This is a genomic window from Rhizobium sp. NLR22b (genome assembly GCF_019685295.1).
Classification (GTDB): domain Bacteria; phylum Pseudomonadota; class Alphaproteobacteria; order Rhizobiales; family Rhizobiaceae; genus Rhizobium.
Genome location: NZ_JABDWM010000028.1, coordinates 20,515 through 42,993, shown reverse-complemented (window position 1 = coordinate 42,993; position 22,479 = coordinate 20,515). Strand labels below are relative to the sequence as shown.

Genomic DNA, 22,479 nt, shown 5'->3' with positions numbered 1-22,479 from the left:
TCGCGGCCAACAAGCCGCACCTGCAGTTTAGGAGCATCGTCCATGATTTGGTGTCCACCTGTTTTTGGTGGACACTTCATGCATCAGAGCACTCCGCTTCAAAAGGCGCATAGAAATTCGCGCTTACAGACGCTTTCTCATTTATGAGGCATCATATATCTAGATGTATGAGGGTCTTATGGCAACCGGATATATGCTGTTGACAGGCGCAAGCCGCGGGATTGGCCACGCAACCGTAAAGTTTATTTCAGGAGAAAGGCTGGCGCATCCTCACAGTGTCGCGACAGCCATTTTCAGAGGAATGCGCCTGGCCGACAGCAAAGGAGAGTCACATACAGGCTGATCTTGCAGATCTCTCTCAGGTCGGCACGCTAGTCGCAGCGGTTAGGGAGCGTCTTCCTGATGGGAAGCTTCACGCACTGGTCAACAATGCCGGCATTTCGCCCAAAGGCCCGGGCGGATCAAGGCTGGGCGTTCGCGGAACCGATGCTGAAACCTGGACGAAAGTGCTGAACGTCAATCTGATCTCGACGGCGCTGCTCGCGCGGGCACTCCTGCCGGAGCTTGAGGCGGCCAAGGGTCTCATTGTCAATGTGACCTCGATCGCGGGCTCGCGCGTTCATCCTTTTGCGGGCGTTGCGTATGCGGCGTCAAAAGCAGGCCTCGCTTCCTTGACCCGCGAACTCGCCCATGAGTTCGGCCCGCGTGGTGTGCGTGCAAACGCGATCGCTCCAGGCGAAATCGAAACCAATCCTGTCGCCGGGCACCAACGCATTTGTCGAGCAAGAAGTCCCGATGGCTCGGCTTGGAACGCCCCGCGAAGTGGCAGAAACAATATACTTTTTATGCAGTGACGCCTCCTCGTACATCAATGGCGCCGAAATCCACATCAACGGCGGACAGCATGTCTGATCTGCCGAGGGGAGGGGCGGTCGTGGAATGCGATCGGCGGGCACCGTAAACTTAACGCTGTTCGCAGATAGCCGTATTGGCGCGGAGCCCCCAAGCGAGCGGGAATTGGGTGGAGGCCGGATCACGGTCGATAACGTACGGCCTCGGCCGTCATACCTTCGACAGACGAAACATCCGTCACTCGATCCCCACTAGCGACCAGAAGCTCTCGCCTTCTTTGGGGCCGAAATACCGCTTTCCCGTTCAAGCTTTTTGCGAGCGAGTTTACGGACGCGCCTGATACCCTCGGCCTTCTCACGAGCACGTTTTTTCGAACGGCTTTTCAAAACGCTCCCGAAGTCGCGCCTCCCGGAAAACGCCCTCGCGCTGCAACTTCTTTTTCAAAAAACGGAGCGCTTGCTCAACGTTATTATCACGTACCAAAACTTGCATTCTAAACTCCCTAGGATCACTGACGCGCCTCATTAGATCCATGTGCTTTTACGAGCAAGGCTTGGAAGACCGTTTGCCTAAATTCTTTGTCGTCACTGTTTCATGGCACGATCGCGAATGGGCTAGAGGTAAACTTTGCCAGCGGTTGATGGGTCAGAAGTTCATATCCTTTGAAGACCGATGAGCTTTCGGTGTCCATATTGTTCAAACTCCGATTTTTTGATGGTGCCATTTCCGTGGCGATCTGCTGATTTACAATCCATTGCCAATGGCTTCCTGAGGACCTATTGAAGATTGCGGATTCTCGCCTGCGCTGTCGCGACGATCCATTGCTTTGTCCTCAGTTCCGGATTTTCATGCACCATGACGTCGGTCACGACCGCGACGCTATCCGCCCCGTGAGCAAGGACGTCTTCGATCCGTTCGACATTCAACCCGCCGATGGCGACCAGAGGCAGATCGCCGATGCGCGATTTCCATTCGCTCAGCCGCGTCAGTCCTTGCGGTGCCCATTTCATCTGCTTGAGAATCGTCGTGTAGACCGGGCCGAGTGCGATATAATCAGGCTTTGCTGCCAGTGCGGTTTCCAACTCACGTTCGTCGTGCGTTGAGAGGCCGAGTTTCAGGCCGCTCGCTCGGATCGCGTCGAGGTCCGCTGTCGCGAGGTCCTCCTGGCCGAGGTGTACGAAGCCGCAACCTTCCTCGATCGCAAGCCGCCAGTAGTCATTGACGATCAACTGACATTGATGTTTAGCGCAGACTGCTACTGCGCGACGGATCTCGGCGCATAGTTCAGTCTCCGGACGATCCTTGATGCGCAACTGCACCAGCTTGACACCGAGGGGTACCAGCCGGGCAATCCATTCGGCGCTGTCGACGATCAGGTAGAACGGATCAAGCTTCATGTGAATACCGCCTTTCCGATCACCGGCGTGGAGGGGACGGCCATGTCGCGTGGCTCCAGCATGCCGGCGTGAAAGGCTTGATTGCCGGCGGCGATTGCCGCGGCAAAGGCGGCTGCCATCGCCGCGGGATCTCCGGCGCCGGCAACGGCGGTGTTGAGCAGAACCGCATCGAAACCAAGCTCCATGACCGCAGTTGCGTGCGACGGCCGGCCGATGCCGGCATCGACGATCAGCGACACGTCGGGGAAATGCGCCCGCATTGCTCTGAGCGCTGTCGGATTGAGCGGCCCGGCAGCACTGCCAATCGGTGCGCACCAAGGCATGAGCACCTTGCAGCCGGCCTCCAGCAGTCGTTCGGCCACGACCAGATCGTCGGTCGTGTACGGGAAGACTTCGAAACCTTCGCTGACAAGTGTGCGAGCCGCCTCGACGAGACCGAAGACGTTCGGCTGTAGCGTATCATGGTTGCCGATGACCTCGAGCTTGATCCAGTCGGTGGCGAACAGCTCGCGTGCCATCTTTGCGGTCAGCACCGCTTCCGCGACGCTGTGGCAACCTGCAGTGTTGGGAAGGATACGAACGCCGAGCGCGCGGATCATCTCGAAGAAGGCACCACCGCTGCGGCCCCCCGACATCTCACGACGAAGAGAGACGGTGACGATTTCCGTCGCCGACTGCCAGACGGCCTCGGAGAGGACGGCAGGAGAGGGGTATTGCGCTGTGCCGAGCAGCAGACGGGAGTTTATTTCGGCCCCATAGAGCGTCAGCATCCGTCAGCCTCCCTGCATCGGCGACAGGATTTCGATCCTGTCATTGTCGTTGAGCGAACGATCGAAGCGGTCTTCGCGATGGACAAGCTCACCGTTGACGGCTGTCGCCAGCCAGTCACCCTCGTATTCCATCAGGACTAAAAGCTCCGACAGCGTCTCAGCCGCGACATCCTGGGCCTCGCCATTAACGATCACTTTCATGAGGCATTCCTTCCCGTGGTATGTTGGTTGAAGACAAGTTCAGCCGCCTCGGCCGCCATGGCTGGCGCGAGCAGAAAGCCGTGGCGGAAGAGGCCGTTGAGCGAGATCACCTTTCCCTGACGGCTTGCGCGTGGAAGATTGTCTGGAAAGGCTGGGCGGATTCCGACACCCGTTTCGATTATGGTTGCATCGGCAAAGGCCGGAAATAGCGTGTATGCAGAGTTGAGCAGTTCCATCAGTGAGCGGGCGACTATAGGCCCGTCGAATTCCGTCTCGATCATCGTCGCGCCGACCATGAACAGACCGTTTCCTCGCGGGACGATGTAGACGGGGATACGCGGATGGAGCAGGCGGACCGGCCGGGAGAGATCCACGTCGAAGCTTCTAAGGTAAAGCATTTCGCCGCGGACGCCGCGCAATTCCTTTACCTCGCCGATCTGCGCTGCGCCCGTGCAATCGACGACACTGTCGAAGCTCTCGTGCGGCCTCTCGCCCACGAAGGTGACCCCCTGATCCGTCAGCTTGGTGCGCAGCAGACACAACACTCGCCGAGGATCGAGATGGGCTTCGCGGCGAAAGAACAGCCCGTGCCGGAACCGCCCGGCAAGGGAGGGTTCCAGCGCCGCGATCGCCGGCTCGTCCAGCCATTCATAACCCGTCGTGCGGCAGGCAAAGCGTCGCAGTTCACCAAGATCGCGAGCAGAGGCGACCACGAGCGTTCCGTTTCGTCGCACCTCTCCCGGCACCATTGCTTCCCATTTGTCGGCGGCGGTGAGACCGCGCGTGAGTACTGCGTCATCAGTACTCTCCCGCTCGCACCAAGGCGCCAACATTCCGCCCGCGAGCCACGAAGCAGCACGCAGGAAACCGTCATATGGATCCAGCACGGTGACCTCGGCATCTCGAGCGCGCAGTTCATGCGCCACCGTCAGGCCGGCGACGCCGGCCCCTTTGACAAGCACACGCATCTCATTCGCCCGAATGTTGCAGGGTTTGAACTGGCATATAGAGGTCGCCGCCCTCGCGATAACGCGCTGCCATCGCGTCTAGCCCCTCCTTCTGCGCTTCGGCGCGGATATCGTGCGAAATCCGCATGGAGCAGAATTTCGGGCCGCACATGGAGCAGAAATGGGTCACCTTTTGGGCTTCCTTCGGCAACGTCTCGTCGTGGAAGCTGCGGGCGGTTTCGGGGTCCAGCGAGAGGTTGAACTGATCCTCCCAGCCGAATTCGAAACGGGCACGCGAGAGCGCGTCATCGCGCAGCTGTGCTGCCGGATGCCCCTTGGCGAGATCAGCCGCGTGGGCCGCGATCTTGTAGGTGATGACGCCTACCTTCACGTCGTTGCGGTCGGGAAGCCCCAGGTGCTCCTTGGGCGTGACGTAGCAGAGCATCGCCGTACCGAACCAGCCGATCATTGCTGCGCCGATGCCGGAGGTGATGTGATCGTAACCCGGTGCGATATCCGTCGTCAGCGGTCCAAGCGTATAGAAGGGCGCCTCGCCGCAGACCTTGAGCTGCTTGTCCATGTTTTCCTTGATCTTGTGCATCGGCACATGGCCGGGGCCTTCGATCATCACCTGGCAGTCTTTCGCCCAGGCGATCTTGGTCAACTCTCCCAGTGTTTCCAGTTCGGCGAATTGCGCTGCATCGTTGGCATCGGCGATGGAGCCAGGACGCAGGCCGTCGCCGAGCGAGAAGGAAACGTCATAGGCGCGGCAGATATCGCAGATCTCCTCGAAATGCTCGTAGAGGAAGCTCTCGCGATGATGATGGAGACACCACTTGGCCATGATCGAGCCGCCGCGCGAGACGATGCCGGTGACGCGGTTGACGGTGAGCGGGATGTAGTGAAGCCGCACGCCGGCATGGATGGTGAAATAGTCGACGCCCTGTTCGGCCTGCTCGATCAGCGTGTCGCGATACACCTCCCAGGTCAGGTTCTCGGCAATGCCCTCGACCTTCTCCAGCGCCTGGTAGAGCGGCACGGTACCGATTGGTAGCGGCGAATTGCGGATGATCCATTCGCGGATGTTGTGAATGTTGCGGCCGGTGGAAAGGTCCATGACGGTGTCGGCACCCCAGCGCGCCGCCCAGAGCATCTTCTCGACCTCTTCGGCCATCGACGACGTGATGGCCGAATTGCCGATATTGGCGTTGATCTTCACCAGGAAATTGCGGCCGATGATCATCGGCTCGGCTTCGGGATGATTGATGTTGGCGGGGATGATCGCTCGTCCCGCCGCCACTTCCTGCCGGACGAATTCCGCCGTCACATGGTCCGGAATATGAGCGCCGAAGCTCTCGCCGTCTCGAACCATTGCCTCCTCCTGCGCCTTGCGGCCGAGGTTTTCGCGGATGGCTATGAATTCCATCTCGGGCGTGACGATGCCGGCGCGCGCATAAGAGAGCTGGGTGACTGCACTGCCATCCTTTGCGCGCAGCGGCTGGCGTAGCGCGGGGAATTCGGGCGTCAGCCTTTCGCCGCTGGCAAAGCCGTTGTCTTCGGGACGGACATGGCGGCCCTTATAGGCCTCGACGTCGCCGCGGGCGAGAACCCAGTCACGTCGCAGTGAGGGCAGCCCCTGTTCGACACGGATCTCGGTGCCCTCGATCGTATAGGGGCCGGACGAGTCGTAGACGACAACGGGCGGCTCGCCCGATGTCGGATGAAGGCTGATTTCGCGCATCGGCACGCAAATGTCGGGATGGATGTCCCCCCGACTGTAGATCTTCCTGGATGTCGGCAAGGGGCCGGTGGTGACGGTTGGGGTGATATTCTTTGCGGCGATGTTCACGGTTTGAGGCTCCAAGTTTGAGTTTGGAGACCCAGTCCTCAGCCGGAATGATGGAAAGACGCCGGCACGGATTCCACGCGTGAATCCGAAACCTCTCGAGCGCTTGCACCGTCCCTACGCCAGTATGAACTGGATCAGGTTCAACGGGTCACTGCGCGCGATAGCAGTATCTCAGCCCCTTGCCGGGACCCCCCTGGTGAATGCCAAAAAGGGTAGAGGCTTGCCGAGGGGACTGTCAAGTGACCATCTGCGATGGCTCAGGATCGTGCGTCGCCGCGATCAACGAATCGACAAGTCAGTCGCCCGACGGCACGCTTCCGCAAGGCAGGCGCTTTTGTCGCATGCAGTGGCTGTCGATTTTTATCCCGCGCAATTCAGCAAGTATGCTGAGCTACCGAAGCGCTATTGAGAAAGCAGGCGCGGAACTGGAAAGTCTAGTACTTTGTCCGTGTAGCTTTCGACCAAGGCGCTAAACGGCGTGCCGTCTCGAAGTTTCAGTACGGCACGATGTTCGAGCAGGAACGGCGGCAGGCTGAGGGAACTTGTTTCATGCGCTGTTAAGCCGTCCATGTCCCAGCCTTCGGATAGAGGGGACCAGAGCAACTTGGCAGACAGGTTTGTGCGAGTGAAATTAAGAGCCTGAACGGCTCTGCCAAACGCGATATCGCTGGTCTTCAAAGCCTGATTCATCTCTGCAGTTAATTTTGCGGGTACATACCAGTTGTCGGCTTCCGACAAGACGCGGTCGCCGCAGACCAGGCGGACGCGGCGATAAGCGATCAGCTCACCGGGTCCGACGGTCAGAAGTTCACGGATGTGCTCATCGGCCGGCTTGTCTTGCCCGCCCACACGCTGAGCTACAATCTTAGAACCTTCCGGTGCGAGCTTGTGCGCGGCGCACCAGCGATCAAGGGTCAACGTAGCACTGGCGTTACTCAGGAGATTGGCATTCAAGGTCTGAAGGACCGCAAGCGCTTCCACTCGAGATGTTGGCGAGTTCAGCCACTGAGACCCTATAGACGGTTCTTGCGCAATTGCGATCTGGGTGCCCAGCACGATGGCAGTCGCTGCAAGTGCGGCGATGCGAATGCGTTTCGAAGAACAAAATGACACGGAGAACGAATCCTTTCTGCGGTGAATTTGATGGGCGAACCCTGCGCGTCAAATTTCCTTGATTTTGGCAGGCGAGCGCGCGTTGTCAGCGTATTTGATGCCAGCAGCAAGATTTGAACTGCGCCTTGCGGGTACCGTTTAACGGTCGGGTTCCCGATAGACTTTCTTACCATCTTCCGATGTTCCTGCCGTGCTGGTTCACACCTGTTGAAGCCTGTGTGCCCGAGCCGTCCTTTGCTTGCGTCGCATCAAGGTCGTCCATGATATCCTCCATCCGCTCGCCGACTTGTTGTTGGAGTTTGCAAGCGTTGGCGACTGAGCCGATGCTTCCATCCCGGAATATGGAAACTCAATAGACGTGGATTTCAAAGGAGGAACGTGGCGGCCGGTCCAAATTCTCCCAATTCACTTAACGGTTTAGCGCCTTTGTCGTCCTCTCGCTCGTTGCGAGATGTTCATATAGCTGGATCGGATAAAATAGCTCGCAACCGAAAGCAAAATCCAGGAGCCATTGTTGGAAAAAGGTCTTCTTCGTCGACCCGGAGCCCTCCTGCCGCTCGAGTGACAATTGCAGACCAGGCAGCGACACACCGTCGATGGTTGCCAACTGCAGATGCGAGGAGCCAAGGCGCTTGTCTGATTGCTTTTTCTGATGCATGTCATCGTGCTCCTTGTGCAAGCCTCCCGACGATGATGTCGCCGGCAAGATTTCAGCATTCATAGGAAGTAATCTTCCTGCACTGTGCTGTCGTAGCTCCTATTCAGGACAATTCATGAAATACGTCAGCAACGCAACAGATGAGACGGATATATCTTATAGTATATCGTTTTCGTTCGAGACATGGCAAATATCCGTGTGAAAAGTTCGTGAGTGATATGGTATATTATTGCATATATACTTACATATATTGATTTTCACAGCTTTGGGTGGCTGGATGGAATGGCAGGTCTTTGAAGGCCACGGCAGACGCCCGCTGGTCGAAATGGCAATCGGACGATACAAGGCTATCATCGGGCGGCGTCTGCGGGCCAGGTCGCCCCTAGTCAGCAGATCAACTGCGCCCTTCTCAGGCATGCTTGGCTTTGCGCCCGAAATCCATTCGCCGCACGGCACAATCAGCCGTTCCAAAGATTCGCAAGGACAGCTCGTCGTCGTCGGCGGCGCTCGAAGCTCCACAAGACGTTTAACGGCCAAGCAACAGCGCCCGGCGGATTTCTTACACGGTCTGGCCAAACGTGCGGGCCATGAGCGTATCACGCCGCGGCAATGCTTGGATGTTTGTCTATCGCTCCCCGCTTGGGAATGATCGGTGCATCGCTCCCATGAGCTTCCCTGCCGGGGGTGAACGCTCCTGCCAGATCGGAAGCTGCTTGTGGGCCGTCGCGAGTTGCGCCGCAGTTGGGAGCGGGTTTACTTCCCGTCGGCTGCCATGCAAGGTGTAATGCGGGTCTGTGGCGGATATTCCACAAAGAGGAGGATATCCTTGCTCAGTTCCCTCTTGCCGGGGCATTTGCCACCTACCGCGTTGATGTGGATTCCAGGTCCGACATGGTTATCCGACAGCATGGTCGCGCACTATTTGTCAGCCGTCCCTGTGGTGAAGATGTCGGCTCCGGCTTCTTCGACTGACGAGCACTGCTCGATCGTAAAGCCACGACCAGCGAGATTACGGGCTCATTTCGGCATCGTAGAGCCGATCCCTCCGGCCACCGCGGCTGATCGTCGGAACGCTCGATTGATGGCCGCCCCCAAAGGCTGTCACCTGCCGCAGGGCTATAAAACGTGCAGGCGCTCGCCTCGGTACGCGCCCGCCCCGGACCGCTCGTCCATGATCGCTCCATCAAACGTCCACGGGGCTTGAACTCACTAAGTACATACAGACGGAAACAAGGAGACAACGATGATGACTCACATGGCCTTGAGCTGCCGAGACCAACTAAGAGAAGTTCCGTGGTGACTGGTGAAGAAAAACTTCGATTGCAGTCGCCCACGGTGCCCTCATGTCGTACCAAATCCATTCTACGGCAAGATGAGATGTTCTGATGTCTGATATCAACCCGCAAGCAGATGCCCGTCCTCCCCACATAATTGGGTTAAAAAAGCCGCTTGGAGTGGTAGGGGGAATGGGAAGTCTAGCAACAGCGAAATTTCTGCAGGCTTTGGCTCAAAAAAGTGGCGCGGACACAGATCAAGACCACGTCCCATTTATTACTCTGTCACTTCCAAACATTTCTGATCAAACACACGCGATATCGACCGGTAGCAATGCGCCTTTGGGACAAATTCTGGAACGCGCAAAGTGGCTCGAAACCGTTGGATGTGGAGCTATAGCCATCCCCTGCAATACCGCGCATTTTTGGTCTTCTGAAATTGCAAACGCACTAACAATAAAGTTCATTAGTATAGTTGAGGTGACCCGCGACTTTATTCGTCAGAATAACGGAACCGCTATAGATAACCTGCGAACAATTGTCTTGGGAATGAAGGCATGTATTCAACGCAAATTATATGGAAATTTAACGGCAGGCTGGTGTGTCGAATCGATTCAACGAGACGCAGTAAGTGTCATTGATGAAGTCAAGAATGGAAATATAGGCCGCGCAAGATTTAAAATGGCGTTATTGATAGCGCGAACACGGAGCTTCAAGCCGGACGCTATTATACTTGGGTGCAGTGAGCTTTCTCTCGCATCCAGAGATATTTTCAAAGGTACAGATGTTATAGATCCGGTAGATATTCTTGTGGATGCGTGCATTTCATGGTTTCGCGAAACGTAGGCATCAACAAGCTTAGGAGCGATAGAAAGGGTGGCAAAGGTCGGAACTTCTACCTGGAGTATTGGATCGCTCAATGGCGCCGTCAGTTCACATGCTTTCGGACCAGTGTGCCACAATCGGCCCTCCCCAATCTCAGAGCAGGATTTTGCGGCAACTAGCGACTTCTCAAAATTGCTCGGTCAGATACCTTTAAAGGGCGACACGACGACTGCTGGTGCAAACATCGGATCTTCCCCGAGCACAGAAAGAACCTCAGCTCGCTTTCGGGCGAGCCGTCGCCACGTGAATAATTGCTGCGGCGTCAGCCCATGCCGCCGCGCCACAGAGCACATCGTCACGCCAGGTTCGCAACTCTCCGCAATGACACGCGCCTTCTGATCGTCGCTCCATTCGCTACGGCCATTGCCAATCAACACCTCAAACCGGCGTACCGGCTCATCCTTCGATTTAAGTGTAAGCTCTGAAATCGAGATATGTCCAAGCCCTCTTTCGAGGTTGAACATTAATGATCAAGTGATGATCCGGAAGGTGGATCAGCACAGCGTCTCTGATGTCCTATGTCAAGGTGTCGGCCATGAGGAATCCCACGCTCCAAAGTACGTCCAACCAGGATGATCGAATGGATGGAGGCGGAACTCAAGGACGTCGGTGATCAAGCTCTGATGCGCGTGCTGGATACCGCATTCCCGATAATCTGTCCGGGGCTGTTCCTATCTCACTACGGGCGTCGGTCGGTACCGGCCACAAAGCGGCTGACGGATACCTCCCGCTTCCAATCAGGTCTTAGAGCTTCCGCAAATGACGTCCTGCATCATATCGCGGTCCAGCGTCAGATCTGCGACGATCCGTTTCAAGCGACCTCAATTTGCTCTGTATGCATGAAAACTCCATGCAGCCTCCACGGAATCTCCACCCGTACGCGAGAGATAGGCCTTGTTGAGGAGACACTGATGCGGATTCGGGGCCTTAAGCTGGTTTATGGCCGCACCACTTTAGCATGCTGGTCCAATGCTGCCGTGCAATCCGCGACACCATCCGCGTGCCACCCAAAGGCTTCGCGAACAACCGACGGCGCGATCGCGATCAGTGTGCCCAACCTCGGGCAGAAGGCTCCGGTCGGCTTAGCTCGATACCGAGAGAGATTGCTCAAATGACGACGCAAGCTGATGCTGATTTGGCCTTTGGTACTTTTTTTCACCAGATGGACGCTCTCTTCCGTGTTGAACAGATGTTCGAGTGTCTATCTGATTTCGCGAAAATCTTGGGTCACCCTTTGGTTGCCTATAGCGCTTCGACGTACGTCCATAATCCACTTAGAAAAAGCGGAAGCAAATTGCAAACAATGTCGAATTATCCAGCGGCTTGGCAGGAGCATTGTTTAAAAGAAGGCTATGACAGGCTTGGCCCAATCGTAGCGAGCCGATCTCAGTCGTTGCCGCTGCGCTGGGACGAAGTGTATGCCGATCCAAAAACCACGGATAGAGAACGACGCATCTTCGATGACGCTAAAAATTTTGGTTTGAAGGCGGGCGTTACTGTTCCCCTCCGCGGGCAGGGCGGCTTTTTCTCGACCATGAGTTTTGTTCAAAAAGAAGCGAATGGACTGAAGGACTTTGAAATCAACTACCTCCAATTCGCCGCGTGGTTATTTCATTTGAAGATCGTGAACACTTTTGACTGCAACGACGAACGTCCCAGCCTGACCGCACGTGAAAAGGAGTGTCTTTCATGGGTCGCAGAGGGAAAGTCCTCTTGGGACATCTCAGGTATACTCGGAATTTCCGCAAATACAATCAATTACCATATCAAAAACGCTATGAGGAAGCTGAAGACTGGGAATAGAATAGTTGCGGTATTGAGAGCAGCAAGATTCGGATTGATTGAGGTGTAGCAGTAGTAGATTTGAGAGAAAAACCGTTCACATAATCTTCCGTGTGAAGCATATGTGATAAAAAATGTATTTAAGAGTCATTAGCGGTGCCTGCGGAAGTATTATATAGTAAAAGATATTCACGGGGAGGCGAAGTCGTCGCCATTCTTCCTCCCTGGGTTGGTGTCCACTTTATGACCGGTCACATAAGCTAACTGCTCAATAATGTTGCAGCGATTCGAATTTATGGTTTGACGCGAGGCGTCGCGAAAACCTCTTTCGCATCACTACTTTTAGGGGGCACGCCATGCGCAATGAATTGATTCTTATCATCGAGGACGATCGGGAAATTCGTGCTTTGTTAAAAACTTACCTTGAGAGAGAAGGTTATCGAACAGTGGAGGCTTCCGATGGAGAAATAGGCCTTGCGCACCATATGAAGCTGAAACCGGATCTCGTCATTCTCGACATCTCGTTGCCCCGCCGGGACGGCTTTGAAGTATTGGCTGAAATCAGGCGCCGCGGCGATACGCCAGTGATTATGGTGACTGGCCGGGGCAAGCTTATTGAACAACTGCAGGGCTATCGATGCGAAGTAGATGTTTACATTGCCAAACCGTTCGAACCGGACTTGGTGGTGGCCCATACCAACGCGGTGCTACGGAGGGTCGGTGGTCGCACCGCCAATAGGCCAATCCGCCTTGGAAAACTGACTATCGATAAGTCAGCACATGCCGCATGGGCAGATCAACAGACTGGACGAAAAGACCTGAAGCTAACTCCAACGGAGTTCAGGCTTATCTCTCGTATGGCTAGTTCCCCCGGCCGCGTGTTCGAGCGTGCTGAACTGATTGACGAGTGTTTTCCACAAGATTTGCCGCTCGAGCGGACCATTGATTCTCATATGTCCAATCTGAGATCCAAACTAGACGCGGCAGACCTTCGCGGCATGTTGGTCTCCCTCAGGGGCATTGGATACCGAATGGACAACCCAGATGGTTAGATACCGGACCAGAAATTTGAAAACGATGATCGTTCGGGCTTTGAGCGTGCAAACCTTCATATCTTTAGCGGCATTTAACTTTGGAGTTACAATATTTTTCACGATACTGGATCGATTGCAGTCTTTGGGCTATTTTCGGGAAACCAATTACTACTCGTCCTGGATGGATGTCGCGGTACTCAGTTTAATAGTAACAATGGGTCTTATTCCCGCCGTCATTGTCGGCCGTCGGCTAGCCCAAGGCATAGTGGGCGCTCTGCCACCAATTGCAGCTGCAACCCGTTCTATAGCCGCCGGTGACTATTCAGTGCGTGTCACGGCGCCCCCGAACTCGTTCGAGGAGACCTATGCACTTACTGCCGATATTAACGCTATGGCCGAACGTTTGGAGGAGTTGGAAGCAGATCTCAGGTACCGGAATTCAGCGATCGCGCATGAATTCCGCACGTCCCTGACCGTGCTATTTGGCAATCTGCGTGGACTTTCGACTGGAGCCATCGAACCAAGTCGGGAGCTCTTCGCTCGCATGATTCCCCATGTCAGCTGTCTTGTTCCTATGGCCGACGACTTAGAAAATCTTCGATTATCGAGCGCCAACAAGCTCGCTCTTAACATGAAAGAGATCGACCTGGCGGTGGAAGCTGAGACGCTGACCGCCTCGATGGAGCACGATTTAATCGCCGCCAGCATCACAATTGAGCGACAGTTCGATCGTGCAGTTTGCATCGCCGATCCTACGGGAATGCACCTTGTGCTGCGCGCGCTGCTCGATAACTGCCGCCGCTACGCAACGGGGAGTACCGTGACCATCCAGACCTATCAGGATGAAGATTCGGCCATGATACTTTGCGAGGACACAGGTCCTGGCTTGCCGGCCGACGTGGCAGATAAAGTCTTCGATACCTTCTGGCGCGGCAATGACTCGCAAGAGCGCGTTCCCGAAGGCAGCGGTCTTGGCCTTACAATTGTAAAGAGGATAGTAAGTGCCCATCACGGCGAAGTCGCCATAGATACTGATTGCGGACGAGGCTTCAAAGTCAAGGTCCGGCTGCCAAAGAACGCCTCCAACGTAAAGAGGATTTAGTGTTGGTGGACGTGAACTGAAGTGACGGGCCGGTGGGTACTTTCCTCCAGATTTTATTAGAATCCGGCCTGCTGAAGTACGGACAATGAAGGAGGAGAGATTTACGGAAGAGCAGATCATTGCGGTGCTGAAGGAACAGGAAGCTGGAGCGTAGCGGTTGATGTTTGCTCAAAGCAAATTTAGAAAGCGACCTCTCACATTTTGGAAACCCAGATATGGCGGCATGAAAGTTTGCGAGGCGAAGCTTCTGAAGGCGCTCAAGAGGACAACGCCAAGCTGAAGAAGCCAATCGCCGAGCAGATGCTGGTGCCGCCGCACTCTGCGAGCGTCCTGCAAAAATGTATGTCCACCTCGTCCGCGCAAGGGTTCGCGACAGGCGAAAGATGCGCGTCGGATTGACGAGCCATCCGTCACGCTTGAGCAGCACGTGCACGCGGCGGTAGCCGTAGCGCACCTGTGTTTGGCAGACGTCCTTGCTTCTCAGCTTCAGTTCGGCCTGCTCGCCGCGGCTGGACTTGTAGACATAAAGCGACCGCTCGATCTTCAACACCGAGCATGCGCGCCGAATCGAGACCTTCCAGTCCGCCTGACCGTGTCGACAAGCTTGCGCTTGCGGGTAGGCCTCCGAGCTTTTTTGATAGGACGTTCTGAAGCATGGCCTTGTCCAACGACGGGTCGGCGACGATCCGCTTCAGCTTGACATTCTCGTCCTCGAGTTGGCGAAGTCGCTTCATCTCCGGAGGGCATGAGACTGGCGTATTTTCTTGCGCCAATTGTAAGAGGTCGCGTCTGAAATTCCCCCTTGCGGCAGACCTCACCGATCGGCGTATCGTCCTCTGTCTGCTTCAACACGAATGCTATTTGCGGTTCCGAAAAGGTCGAGGCCTTCACGGGGTTCTCCTCTTCTTCCCCGCGGGGATCATAAGTGGATGCTTCAATTCCAAATGGCCTAGTTTGACGGGGTACGTCAGTGCAGGAGACGCTGAAGAGCGATACGCATAGCGGCTAATTGTTCAGCTTTCGACGGCGTCAAGGCGGGTGATTAAGGTGATCTGGCACGACGGCCAGGGCGCCAGCCTGTTCACGAATGACCGCCGTTCATACTGCATCTCTTTCCTCAGCAGTTGATGTTCTTGCTGGGTTTGGATAAGCGGTATCGGTGTTGAGGAGATTGCTGAGTTGCGGCGGTATAGTTGGTATTTCGTCGAGGCTCTGCAGGTAGGATGCGCTTGGAGGGCGGCCGCTTGTGCTCTATCGCCCCAGGGTAGCAGGGGCGAGAGCGCAATCGACGCTTTCCGACCCCTGTCCTATTTTGTCATTTAGCCAACGCTTGATGTATCCAGTTTAAGATAGCGGTCTTCGGCTTGGCGCCGACAGAGATGCTGGCCACTTCGCCCACCTCGAAGATCACGAGCGTCGGGATCGAGAGGACGCCGAATCGCCGGGCGATCTCCGGATTTTCGTCGATATTCAGCTTGGCCACCTTGACCTTTCCTTCCATCTCAACCTCGATTTCTTCGAGGCTCGGAGCAATCGTTTTGCACGGAGCGCACCACTCAGCCCAGAAATCGACGACTACCGGCACTATGGATTCCAGAACTTCCGACTGGAAATTGCTGACATCGACCTTCTTAACGCTCACGGTTGCTCCTCATTGAAATTGTGGGTAGCGCAGCAGCCAATTGTGGTTCGGCTGCCATTGCGTACTGTCATACTGGCGATAGGTATTGGAATTGAGGGTTCCTCCTCTTCGTCTCCCCCGCCAGAGGTGTTGGCGAGGTCAAAATTAATTAGTAACTATTCGTGTTCTCGATCGAATAGGATCAAATATCGATGGTAGCACGTAAGATCCCAAACGCTGGTCCGGTTTCCGTGCAACAGCCGAACGCATCTGCGGATCATGTCTCACTGAAATCTGTCCTACCATTTTCAACAGAGCACGAAACCTACAATGTCGAGTAGGGTGGCGCATTCGCATGTGGCGCACGAAAGCGTTGATACAGGGCAAAGCGTGGTCGCATTGATCGTCGGAAGAGGAGTTACCCTTCAGGCCGGCGACGCTAGTTCGGCTAAGACGTCTCGGCATGTTGTCGTGATTTCTTGCACGTTCATCTTGGTTACCTCTTGGTTGGCTGATTTGAACGGTGCGAGACAGGAAGGCCGGCAAATGCGGAAGAGCTCGCGATACCCGGTATTGTCCACGCATCACCAGAGCACCGGAAACTCCTCGAACCCGCCAGTGATAATCTCTTTGCGCAACTTCAGTTCTTCGGGCGCCACGGCCAGGCGTAGAGCAGGAAAGCGCTGGAAGATCGAACTGAACACCACTTTGAGTTCCACTCTGGCCAGCCCCACGCCGATGCAGTAGTGCGGCCCGTATGAGAAAGCCAAGTGCGGCTTTCTGTCGCGTTCGATGTCGAAGATTTCCGGGTCGTCAAAATGGCGGGGGTCGAATGACGTCGCCGGCAAGCCGACCAGCACCTTGCTCTCCGCGGGAATATGCATGCCCGCGATCGTCACGTCGGTCCTCGGATAGCGCATGATGCCGTCCCAGCCCGAGCCCGGCGGGTACATTCGCAGGATTTCCTCCACCGCCTTGTCCACCAGGGATGGATCGCTGCCGAGGCGTTCGCGCTCTTGCGGATGGCGGAACATGGCCAGCAGGCCGAATTCGATCTGCGCGACGGTCGTCTCATGCCCGGCCACCAGCATGCCGGCCGCCAGGCCGACCGCCTCTTCCTCGGTCGCTTTGCCTTGGTCAACCGCTGTGAGCAGATCCGTCAGCAGGTTGCCACCCGGATCCTGCCGCTTGTCTCGTATCTTGCCGCGAATGTAGCTGCGCAATTCTTCCCAGGCCGAGCGCGCCGCGTTACGCGGGCCGCTTTCATGTTGGTGCGTCATAACCTCGTCGGACAGCCTGGCGAAAAAGGCGTGATCCTCGTAGAGCACCCCCATCAGCGCGCTGATGACCATGGCCGGAAGGGGAAACGAGAGATGGCGGCGCAGGTCCGCAGGCTGGGGCTGGGCCGCCAGCGTTTCGAACAACTGTGCGGCGATCGCCTCGACCTGCTGCGCGAGCAGCTTCAGCCTTCTGCTGCTGAACGCCGGCGCCACGATCGTGCGTAAGCGGGCATGCTCGCTCCCCTCGTGCGAGCCGAGCCACCCCGGGGAACCGAGAATTACCGTGGCCGGGGTGACTGCCTCCGGAGGCATCCCCGAAGGCCTAAACGCCGGATCGGACAGGACCGCCTTGGCCTCGTCGTAGCCTGTCACCCACCAGCCTTCGTGCCCCGAGGGGAAGCGCACGCGGTGGATCGGACCGTTAGCGCATAGCGTCAACATTTCGGGTGAGGGCTCGATGTGATCGACGCGCCACATCGGCAGCGTCGGCAATGATTGTTCGGACATGGTGGCAACTCACTCTTTACGCGATGAAGGGGCGGAACGTGACACCGGCAGGCGCTGCCGGCAGCGAAATGACTTAAGAGGCATGTAGAAGACTTCTCAGCGGCGATTGTCAGTCCGCAATACTTTACCGCACGAACAGCGGGGGAAGGTGCCGGCGTGAAGCACTGGACGCCTTGCAAGCGTCAGCAGCAACCGCAATCGCCTTGCTCGATGATGTGACTTTTTCCAGTTTCTCATATCCATCGAGGGGCTGCGCTCTGATTCAGCGAGAGAAAAGACTACCTCAACGTCCTCGCCTGAGACGAGCGACCCGGCTTCCCTAGTAATCCTCCGTTGGGCGAGACGGCGCACCATTTCCTTGATGTAAGCGGCGCTGCCGCCCTTTGAACGCGAGACGGCTTCGGCCAAAGCTTCGCCCTGAAATTTCAGCGCATGACCGAATCGTTCAATCAACCGCTTGCGGCAATCGTCATCAGGGAGCGGAATATCGACAGCCACATCTATCCCCGTCGCGACAGAAAGACGCCGGGCCATGATGCAGATGGAAGTCATTCAAGAATTCCTGTTAGTCGTGAACACCGATTATGCTCCTCCGCGTTAGACGCCGCGGGGTTGTGCAAGCGACGCTTGTAAGTCAGGTGCCGGAGGTTTAGCCTCTTCGCAATTGCGGTTCCGAACTGGCGCCGGGTCGCCCTATCGGAGCACCACTCGTGCCAATTAGGTTGCGCCGGTAAGCCTTCCAGATTGCACATCATTCGTTGTCACTATTCGGAGGTTCCGTAGGGTTGTCGACATATAGGGTCGCAATCCGCCCGCGATCACTACCACGTTGGAGAGGGCGGTCCGATAGGCTCTAGATCGGATATGGGGGCGAGGTGATCGTTCTCACGATGGGGCCGCCCGTGGCGGAGCAAGCGCAACGCAAAGCTACTCCTATGGCTAAGATCGCGGCGGACGATTACAAAGATCCGGTCGCACGCATTGCTTGGACACCAGACCCAGGAAGACGATGCCGGGCCGGCTGCCACTGGATCAAACGCTAGGCGCGGGCCCCCCTTAGTCAAGACGAACGACTCTCTGCGCCCGAATTGCTTCACCATATTGCGTTTCATCTCCAGACAGAAATGGACGTGAATTCGGATGGGAACTAGGTCGATTCGAAAGGGTCCAGATCATACTGTTGATAGCTGGAGTTCGAGTGTAGGCGCGGTTTGCTCCTTACGCGGCACTTCACCGGGCGCCAAGTGCGTTTTGGTCGAGCTTAGCATCAAAATGTGTTGACACGCTGCTCAAGCCCGCCGTCCGTTGGTCGTGCTTGGACACGTTCAGCGTTCGAACCGCTCCAGCATACGCTTCAAGTGCGCATTTTGCATTCGAAGCCTGCGCGCCAACTGATCCCGGAGCAGCCTGATCTCGCCATCGAGGCTGATTGCATCGTCAGAAGCAGTGGGAACGCTTGGAGGCCGTGGGAGAACGGCCGCAATAGTTTTCGCCTTCTTGCCCCGCGTGCTGCGCTTTCCCGTTTGACCTTCACCAAGTTGTCGAAAGGCACTTGGTGCGGCATGCGCAGCTGTGGCGGCTTCATCGGACAAAGCTGGATCAACTGCTTCCTCCGGCCTCGTGCCTTCGATATCTGCGGGACCATCAACAGCGCTTTCCGCCTCGTCGGCATGATCTGGGTCGACTGCCACCGCCGCGGAATGATCGTGAAAAACTGCCGTATCGTCCATAGGACGGTCTGTGGCGCCCAACTCCTTTTTGGCTGCAGTTTCAGATGGCTCGGCGATGGCCAATGCGTCCGACTTCACGTCATCGGTCGAGCGGTGCTCTTGCCTCTGCTGCCGTTGCGGAGACACCAGCCGGGCAAGAAGTTTCCATGCAGACGCCATTTTATTCGACCTCGAATTCTACCCCGTATGCAAACTACGCACAAAAGTGTTGGCGGCAGAACGAACCGCCGCCAAAATCTTCACTTCAATAAGCATGAGAATGCGGCCAGCGCTTGACCGTCTGCTGCGATCAACCGAGGTTGAGTCGCTTTCGCAGATCGGCATTTTCAGCACGGAGCTTCTCCGCCAGCAGCTTGCGCAGCCTCTGGTTTTCCTCTTCGAGCTGCAGAAGATCCGCAAACTCGTCGACTGCAGCCACCGACGGTGCCGTCGCTGCCTGCACCGCCCTCGGAGCACGCTTGATAGGTGCCCGTCTGGCGCTTGTCGCGCTTTCGTCAGACTTTGCTTTGCGTCCTCTCTTCTGCTTTCCGGCGGTGGCATTCGAAGCCAATGCTGGCTGCACAGAAACCGGGGCGGGGGCCGTTTCAGGGACTGCCTTCTTAGCGCGAGGTTTGCGCACTTTCTTAGATACATCGGACGCGGTGGCGGCCGGCGTTTCAGCATTGATCATCGTATCGTTTTCGTCGGCCATTGTGATCTCCTGTAAAGCCGATGCATTTGTCTCCTGCTCGATCGGCAGTGTCAATAAAGACCCGGCCTGTTCTTCTCCGGATACAAGCATCTCGCTGCTTTTTGCCTGAGGAGTTAATGACATAAATGGCATTGCCTCGTCCTGCAGATCTTGAGCAACGGACTTGAGATCGGTGTCGCCCCAGATTGAGTTCGGTTTGAAATCGAGTTTTCGGCGACCGGATTTATATTCGACGGCAAAGCTGCGTTGGACTTTTTTCATCTTCAAGAAGCCTCGGGTGTCTGATTCGAAGGTTCGGCGACGTCTTCAGCATCGCAAGCCTTTCAGATAGCGACTGCAGTCCATCCGGTCTATATTTTTTGAATTTTGGCTCACTGGGTCCAATCGAAAACAAGCAACAGCTGGGATATAGTTACGTTGGCGCCGCTCGACGATTGCGAGCCGATCTTCGCTGGTGTGGCCCTTTGACGTGGCAATACGGCCTTATCGGATGTTCGTATTGCGCGTAACCGTCGCATAGACGACGACCAATAGCTGACGCGCCGAACCCGATCACGGTTGTGCTAATGTCGGCCGAATAGGCGAATGTTACGCGCAATTGGCCGGCTTTCTGCGCCAGCGCAAGTTCATCGTCCGTCAAGCGAAAATGATCGAGCCCAATCAGGTCATGGTCCTCCGCAATCAGGGTATAGCCCACGGCCGCGGCCTAAGCGGCTCGGGTAGGCATATCCGGCAATGCCTTCTCCTCGATCAAACGTTGGTTCTGCGGTCTATCAGTTGCGCCGCCATAGTAAAGCCGCAACAATTTTGACTTGATCTACGGCGCTTCAAATTCAGACGGTCAGCGCTGCCTCAAGACCGCGGGAGCTGCCGCCATGCGCCCATTCGGGTTTCCGCGTTTGGCTGCGCACTCGGGCGGTGATGGCGTTCCGCTGCCAAAATCCCAGAGCAGCGGTTTTGTGGTCCGTTCCGCAGTCAGATGGATTCGCAGCGGATCAGTGCAACCTTTGAGGATCAAGGCGAGGGCGTGACCCACGAAGAACTAGCTTTCAGAAAGAACTCGCGGCCGCTTGGAGCAGGACAATTCGATCCGGGTTGAAGACAGCTTCAGAAGCCCGCGACCTTGGCGAGTGCCCGCTTCTCGCGGCGGCGCTGGACCGAAGAGGCGATGTTCATCTGCTGCCGGTATTTCGCAACCGTGCGGCGGGCGAGATCGACGCCGCCCTTCTTCAGCATCTCAACGATATCGTCATCGGAAAGTATCGCCTCCGGGCTCTCCTGCAGGGTCAGTTCACGGATCTTGTGACGCACCGCCTCGGCCGAATGGCTGTCGCCGCCGGCGACGGCGCTGATCGAGACGGTGAAGAAATATTTGAGTTCGAACAGGCCGCGCGGCGTCAGCATATATTTGTTCGACGTGACGCGGCTGACGGTGGATTCATGCATCTTGATCGCCTCGGCGACCGTTTTCAGGTTCAGCGGGCGCAGGCGATCGACGCCGTGCAGCAGGAAGGCGTCCTGCTGGCGGACGATTTCGATTGCCACCTTCATGATGGTTTTTTCCCGCTCGTCGAGGCTGCGCATCAGCCAACTGACCTTCTCCTCGTAACCGGCAAGGAAGGCGCGAGCTTCGTCGTTCTTTTTCACCAGGGAAGAATAGGACTTGTTGACCAGCGGGCGCGGCATCGCATCCGGATTGAGCTCGACCAGCCAGCCGCCATCCGAGGAGGCTCTGACGACCACATCGGGTATGATCGCTTCGGAAACAGCTGCCTCGAAATCGCTGCAGGGCTTGGGATTGAGCTGACGGATCTCGCCGAGCATGTCGAGAAGATCTTCTTCGTCGACGCCGCAGAGCCGCTTCAACGAGATGAAATCGCGCCGAGCAAGCAGTTCGAGGTTTTCGACCAGAGCCTGCATGGCCGGATCGTAGCGGTCCTTCTGCCTGAGCTGGATGGCAAAGCATTCGGCGAGGCTGCGGGCGAAAATACCCGGCGGATCGAGGCTCTGCAGGGTGGCAAGCACGCGCTCGGCCTGCGCGAGGCTCGTGCCAAGCCTCTCGCTTGCCTCGACAATATCGGCCTGCAGATAACCGCAGTCGTCGAGCTGGTCGACCAAATTCTGCGCGATCAGCCGGTCGGCCGTGTCAGGCAGGGCGAAGCGGATCTGCTGGGCGAGATCATCGCGCAGCGACACCTGGCTGGCGCCGAAATCGTCGATATCGTAGTCGGCGCCATCGCCGCTGCCCGGCATCGACTTCCATTGGCTGACGAGCTCCGGCGCGTCGAGGCGCTGCGGGGCCGCGTTGTCAAGAGAGAAATCGGTGTAGTTGGTGTCGAGCTCGTCGTTCAGTCGGCTGGTGCTGGCGCTGCCGCCATTGTCATTCCAGTCGGTGGAGAGCGCCTGGTCACGATTGTCATAACCATCGTCCCCGCCGGCATCCTCCGGTTGATGAGCATACTCACCATCTTGGGTTTCGCCGCATTCGCCACCCGCCACGTTGTCGTCCTGAAATTCGAGCAGAGGATTCTGTTCCACTTCTTGAGCGATAAACTGGCTGAGTTCGAAATGATTCATTTGCAGCAACTGGATGGATTGAATCTGTTGCGGTGATATCACCAGGGACTGGGTCTGACGCAGGATAAGATTGGCGGAAGGTTTCATGATAAAGTTCCACTTAATTCTCGGATCCATGCCCGATCATGACCTCAGGGCACGAGATCGATGCCATCACGTGAAATTGGCACGTGCTTGGCATCATGAACCACTTGGGGCAACTTGGAAGC

General features: G+C 56.5%; 18 protein-coding genes, 5 pseudogenes and 1 riboswitch. Of the genes and pseudogenes, 6 read left to right on the top strand and 17 right to left on the bottom strand.

The genetic code is table 11. The features are described 5' to 3' along the window. Positions 1-275: 275 nt before the first annotated feature. Positions 276-912: pseudogene (locus tag HJC00_RS29780) on the top strand (SDR family NAD(P)-dependent oxidoreductase). Positions 913-1,103: 191 nt separating this feature from the next. Here HJC00_RS29780 and rpsU read toward each other — a convergent pair. The 8 genes and pseudogenes from rpsU to HJC00_RS29740 all read right to left on the bottom strand — a co-directional run bounded on the left by rpsU (position 1,104) and on the right by HJC00_RS29740 (position 7,850). After that, positions 1,104-1,344, bottom strand: a pseudogene (gene rpsU, locus HJC00_RS29775) (30S ribosomal protein S21). Positions 1,345-1,628: 284 nt separating this feature from the next. Next, the gene (locus HJC00_RS29770; protein ID WP_168302349.1) at positions 1,629-2,249 is read right to left on the bottom strand and encodes a thiamine phosphate synthase; all 621 of its coding nucleotides are present in this window, start codon (positions 2,247-2,249) and stop codon (positions 1,629-1,631) included. Then, complete coding sequence (locus HJC00_RS29765; protein WP_168302350.1) at positions 2,246-3,019, bottom strand: thiazole synthase; 774 nt, start codon at positions 3,017-3,019, stop codon at positions 2,246-2,248. Before HJC00_RS29765 ends, HJC00_RS29770 begins: the two co-directional genes overlap by 4 nt. A 3-nt stretch (positions 3,020-3,022) precedes the next feature. Then, entirely contained in the window at positions 3,023-3,220 is a 198-nt protein-coding gene (thiS, locus tag HJC00_RS29760) for a sulfur carrier protein ThiS (protein WP_128412792.1), read from the bottom strand. Further along, positions 3,217-4,188, bottom strand: a complete 972-nt coding sequence (thiO, locus tag HJC00_RS29755; RefSeq protein WP_168302351.1) for a glycine oxidase ThiO — start codon at positions 4,186-4,188, stop codon at positions 3,217-3,219. The genes thiS and thiO overlap by 4 nt, the downstream gene beginning before the upstream one ends. Before the next feature lies 1 nt (position 4,189). Then, the gene (gene thiC / locus HJC00_RS29750) at positions 4,190-6,016 is read right to left on the bottom strand and encodes a phosphomethylpyrimidine synthase ThiC (RefSeq protein ID WP_168302352.1); all 1,827 of its coding nucleotides are present in this window, start codon (positions 6,014-6,016) and stop codon (positions 4,190-4,192) included. Positions 6,017-6,109: 93 nt separating this feature from the next. Further along, positions 6,110-6,221, bottom strand: a riboswitch (TPP riboswitch). 197 nt (positions 6,222-6,418) lie between these two features. Then, on the bottom strand, positions 6,419-7,129 hold the full coding sequence (locus HJC00_RS29745; RefSeq protein ID WP_168302353.1) for a hypothetical protein: 711 nt from the start codon (positions 7,127-7,129) through the stop codon (positions 6,419-6,421). A 409-nt stretch (positions 7,130-7,538) separates the two neighbouring features. Continuing rightward, the gene (locus tag HJC00_RS29740; protein WP_168302354.1) at positions 7,539-7,850 is read right to left on the bottom strand and encodes a hypothetical protein; all 312 of its coding nucleotides are present in this window, start codon (positions 7,848-7,850) and stop codon (positions 7,539-7,541) included. 208 nt (positions 7,851-8,058) lie between these two features. On the opposite strand from HJC00_RS29740, the pseudogene HJC00_RS33230 reads away from it, so the two are divergent. Beyond that, a pseudogene (locus HJC00_RS33230) lies at positions 8,059-8,252 on the top strand (IS5/IS1182 family transposase); the annotation flags it as partial. A 318-nt stretch (positions 8,253-8,570) separates the two neighbouring features. Here HJC00_RS33230 and HJC00_RS29730 read toward each other — a convergent pair. Beyond that, positions 8,571-8,804 (bottom strand): annotated as a pseudogene (locus HJC00_RS29730) (ornithine cyclodeaminase); the annotation flags it as partial. Between the two features lie 368 nt (positions 8,805-9,172). On the opposite strand from HJC00_RS29730, the gene HJC00_RS29725 reads away from it, so the two are divergent. After that, positions 9,173-9,907 (top strand): aspartate/glutamate racemase family protein, encoded by a 735-nt coding sequence (locus HJC00_RS29725; protein ID WP_221165055.1) that lies wholly within the window; start codon positions 9,173-9,175, stop codon positions 9,905-9,907. Positions 9,908-10,086: 179 nt separating this feature from the next. Here HJC00_RS29725 and HJC00_RS29720 read toward each other — a convergent pair whose 3' ends face one another. After that, positions 10,087-10,410 (bottom strand): transposase, encoded by a 324-nt coding sequence (locus tag HJC00_RS29720; RefSeq protein WP_168301779.1) that lies wholly within the window; start codon positions 10,408-10,410, stop codon positions 10,087-10,089. Between the two features lie 647 nt (positions 10,411-11,057). On the opposite strand from HJC00_RS29720, the gene HJC00_RS29715 reads away from it, so the two are divergent. The 3 genes from HJC00_RS29715 to HJC00_RS29705 all read left to right on the top strand — a co-directional run bounded on the left by HJC00_RS29715 (position 11,058) and on the right by HJC00_RS29705 (position 13,864). Next, positions 11,058-11,798: a LuxR family transcriptional regulator gene (locus HJC00_RS29715; RefSeq protein ID WP_168301778.1), complete on the top strand. Its 741-nt coding sequence runs from the start codon at positions 11,058-11,060 to the stop codon at positions 11,796-11,798. Positions 11,799-12,084: 286 nt separating this feature from the next. Next, positions 12,085-12,780 (top strand): response regulator, encoded by a 696-nt coding sequence (locus HJC00_RS29710; RefSeq protein WP_221114696.1) that lies wholly within the window; start codon positions 12,085-12,087, stop codon positions 12,778-12,780. Between the two features lie 25 nt (positions 12,781-12,805). Then, entirely contained in the window at positions 12,806-13,864 is a 1,059-nt protein-coding gene (locus HJC00_RS29705; RefSeq protein ID WP_246638701.1) for a HAMP domain-containing sensor histidine kinase, read from the top strand. Between the two features lie 394 nt (positions 13,865-14,258). Here the strand turns inward: HJC00_RS29705 and HJC00_RS33090 are convergent. From HJC00_RS33090 to rpoN, 7 genes and pseudogenes are all read right to left on the bottom strand, one after another. Beyond that, positions 14,259-14,755: pseudogene (locus tag HJC00_RS33090) on the bottom strand (transposase); the annotation flags it as partial. A gap of 424 nt (positions 14,756-15,179) precedes the next feature. Beyond that, complete coding sequence (trxA, locus tag HJC00_RS29700) at positions 15,180-15,506, bottom strand: thioredoxin (RefSeq protein ID WP_168301775.1); 327 nt, start codon at positions 15,504-15,506, stop codon at positions 15,180-15,182. Between the two features lie 563 nt (positions 15,507-16,069). Continuing rightward, entirely contained in the window at positions 16,070-17,272 is a 1,203-nt protein-coding gene (locus HJC00_RS29695) for a cytochrome P450 (protein ID WP_168301774.1), read from the bottom strand. A gap of 96 nt (positions 17,273-17,368) precedes the next feature. Further along, positions 17,369-17,824 (bottom strand): hypothetical protein, encoded by a 456-nt coding sequence (locus HJC00_RS29690; protein ID WP_205919223.1) that lies wholly within the window; start codon positions 17,822-17,824, stop codon positions 17,369-17,371. 773 nt (positions 17,825-18,597) lie between these two features. After that, a complete protein-coding gene (locus tag HJC00_RS29685; protein ID WP_168301773.1) occupies positions 18,598-19,161 on the bottom strand; it encodes a hypothetical protein in 564 nt (187 codons plus the stop codon). A gap of 130 nt (positions 19,162-19,291) precedes the next feature. Next, a complete protein-coding gene (locus tag HJC00_RS29680) occupies positions 19,292-19,954 on the bottom strand; it encodes a transcriptional regulator (RefSeq protein WP_168301782.1) in 663 nt (220 codons plus the stop codon). Between the two features lie 846 nt (positions 19,955-20,800). After that, positions 20,801-22,357, bottom strand: coding sequence for an RNA polymerase factor sigma-54 (gene rpoN, locus HJC00_RS29675; RefSeq protein ID WP_168301772.1), 1,557 nt, complete (start codon positions 22,355-22,357; stop codon positions 20,801-20,803). Positions 22,358-22,479: the final 122 nt, after the last annotated feature.

Coding starts and splice junctions, on each gene's coding strand:
- HJC00_RS29770 (WP_168302349.1), bottom strand. CDS start 2,249: ATGAAGCTTGATCCGTTCTACCTGATCGTCGACAGCGCCGAATGGATT.
- HJC00_RS29765 (WP_168302350.1), bottom strand. CDS start 3,019: ATGCTGACGCTCTATGGGGCCGAAATAAACTCCCGTCTGCTGCTCGGC.
- thiS (WP_128412792.1), bottom strand. CDS start 3,220: ATGAAAGTGATCGTTAATGGCGAGGCCCAGGATGTCGCGGCTGAGACG.
- thiO (WP_168302351.1), bottom strand. CDS start 4,188: ATGCGTGTGCTTGTCAAAGGGGCCGGCGTCGCCGGCCTGACGGTGGCG.
- HJC00_RS29740 (WP_168302354.1), bottom strand. CDS start 7,850: ATGAATGCTGAAATCTTGCCGGCGACATCATCGTCGGGAGGCTTGCAC.
- HJC00_RS29725 (WP_221165055.1), top strand. CDS start 9,173: ATGTCTGATATCAACCCGCAAGCAGATGCCCGTCCTCCCCACATAATT.
- HJC00_RS29720 (WP_168301779.1), bottom strand. CDS start 10,410: ATGTTCAACCTCGAAAGAGGGCTTGGACATATCTCGATTTCAGAGCTT.
- HJC00_RS29715 (WP_168301778.1), top strand. CDS start 11,058: ATGACGACGCAAGCTGATGCTGATTTGGCCTTTGGTACTTTTTTTCAC.
- HJC00_RS29710 (WP_221114696.1), top strand. CDS start 12,085: ATGCGCAATGAATTGATTCTTATCATCGAGGACGATCGGGAAATTCGT.
- HJC00_RS29705 (WP_246638701.1), top strand. CDS start 12,806: ATGATCGTTCGGGCTTTGAGCGTGCAAACCTTCATATCTTTAGCGGCA.
- HJC00_RS29695 (WP_168301774.1), bottom strand. CDS start 17,272: ATGTCCGAACAATCATTGCCGACGCTGCCGATGTGGCGCGTCGATCAC.
- HJC00_RS29690 (WP_205919223.1), bottom strand. CDS start 17,824: ATGACTTCCATCTGCATCATGGCCCGGCGTCTTTCTGTCGCGACGGGG.
- HJC00_RS29685 (WP_168301773.1), bottom strand. CDS start 19,161: ATGGCGTCTGCATGGAAACTTCTTGCCCGGCTGGTGTCTCCGCAACGG.
- HJC00_RS29680 (WP_168301782.1), bottom strand. CDS start 19,954: ATGAAAAAAGTCCAACGCAGCTTTGCCGTCGAATATAAATCCGGTCGC.
- rpoN (WP_168301772.1), bottom strand. CDS start 22,357: ATGAAACCTTCCGCCAATCTTATCCTGCGTCAGACCCAGTCCCTGGTG.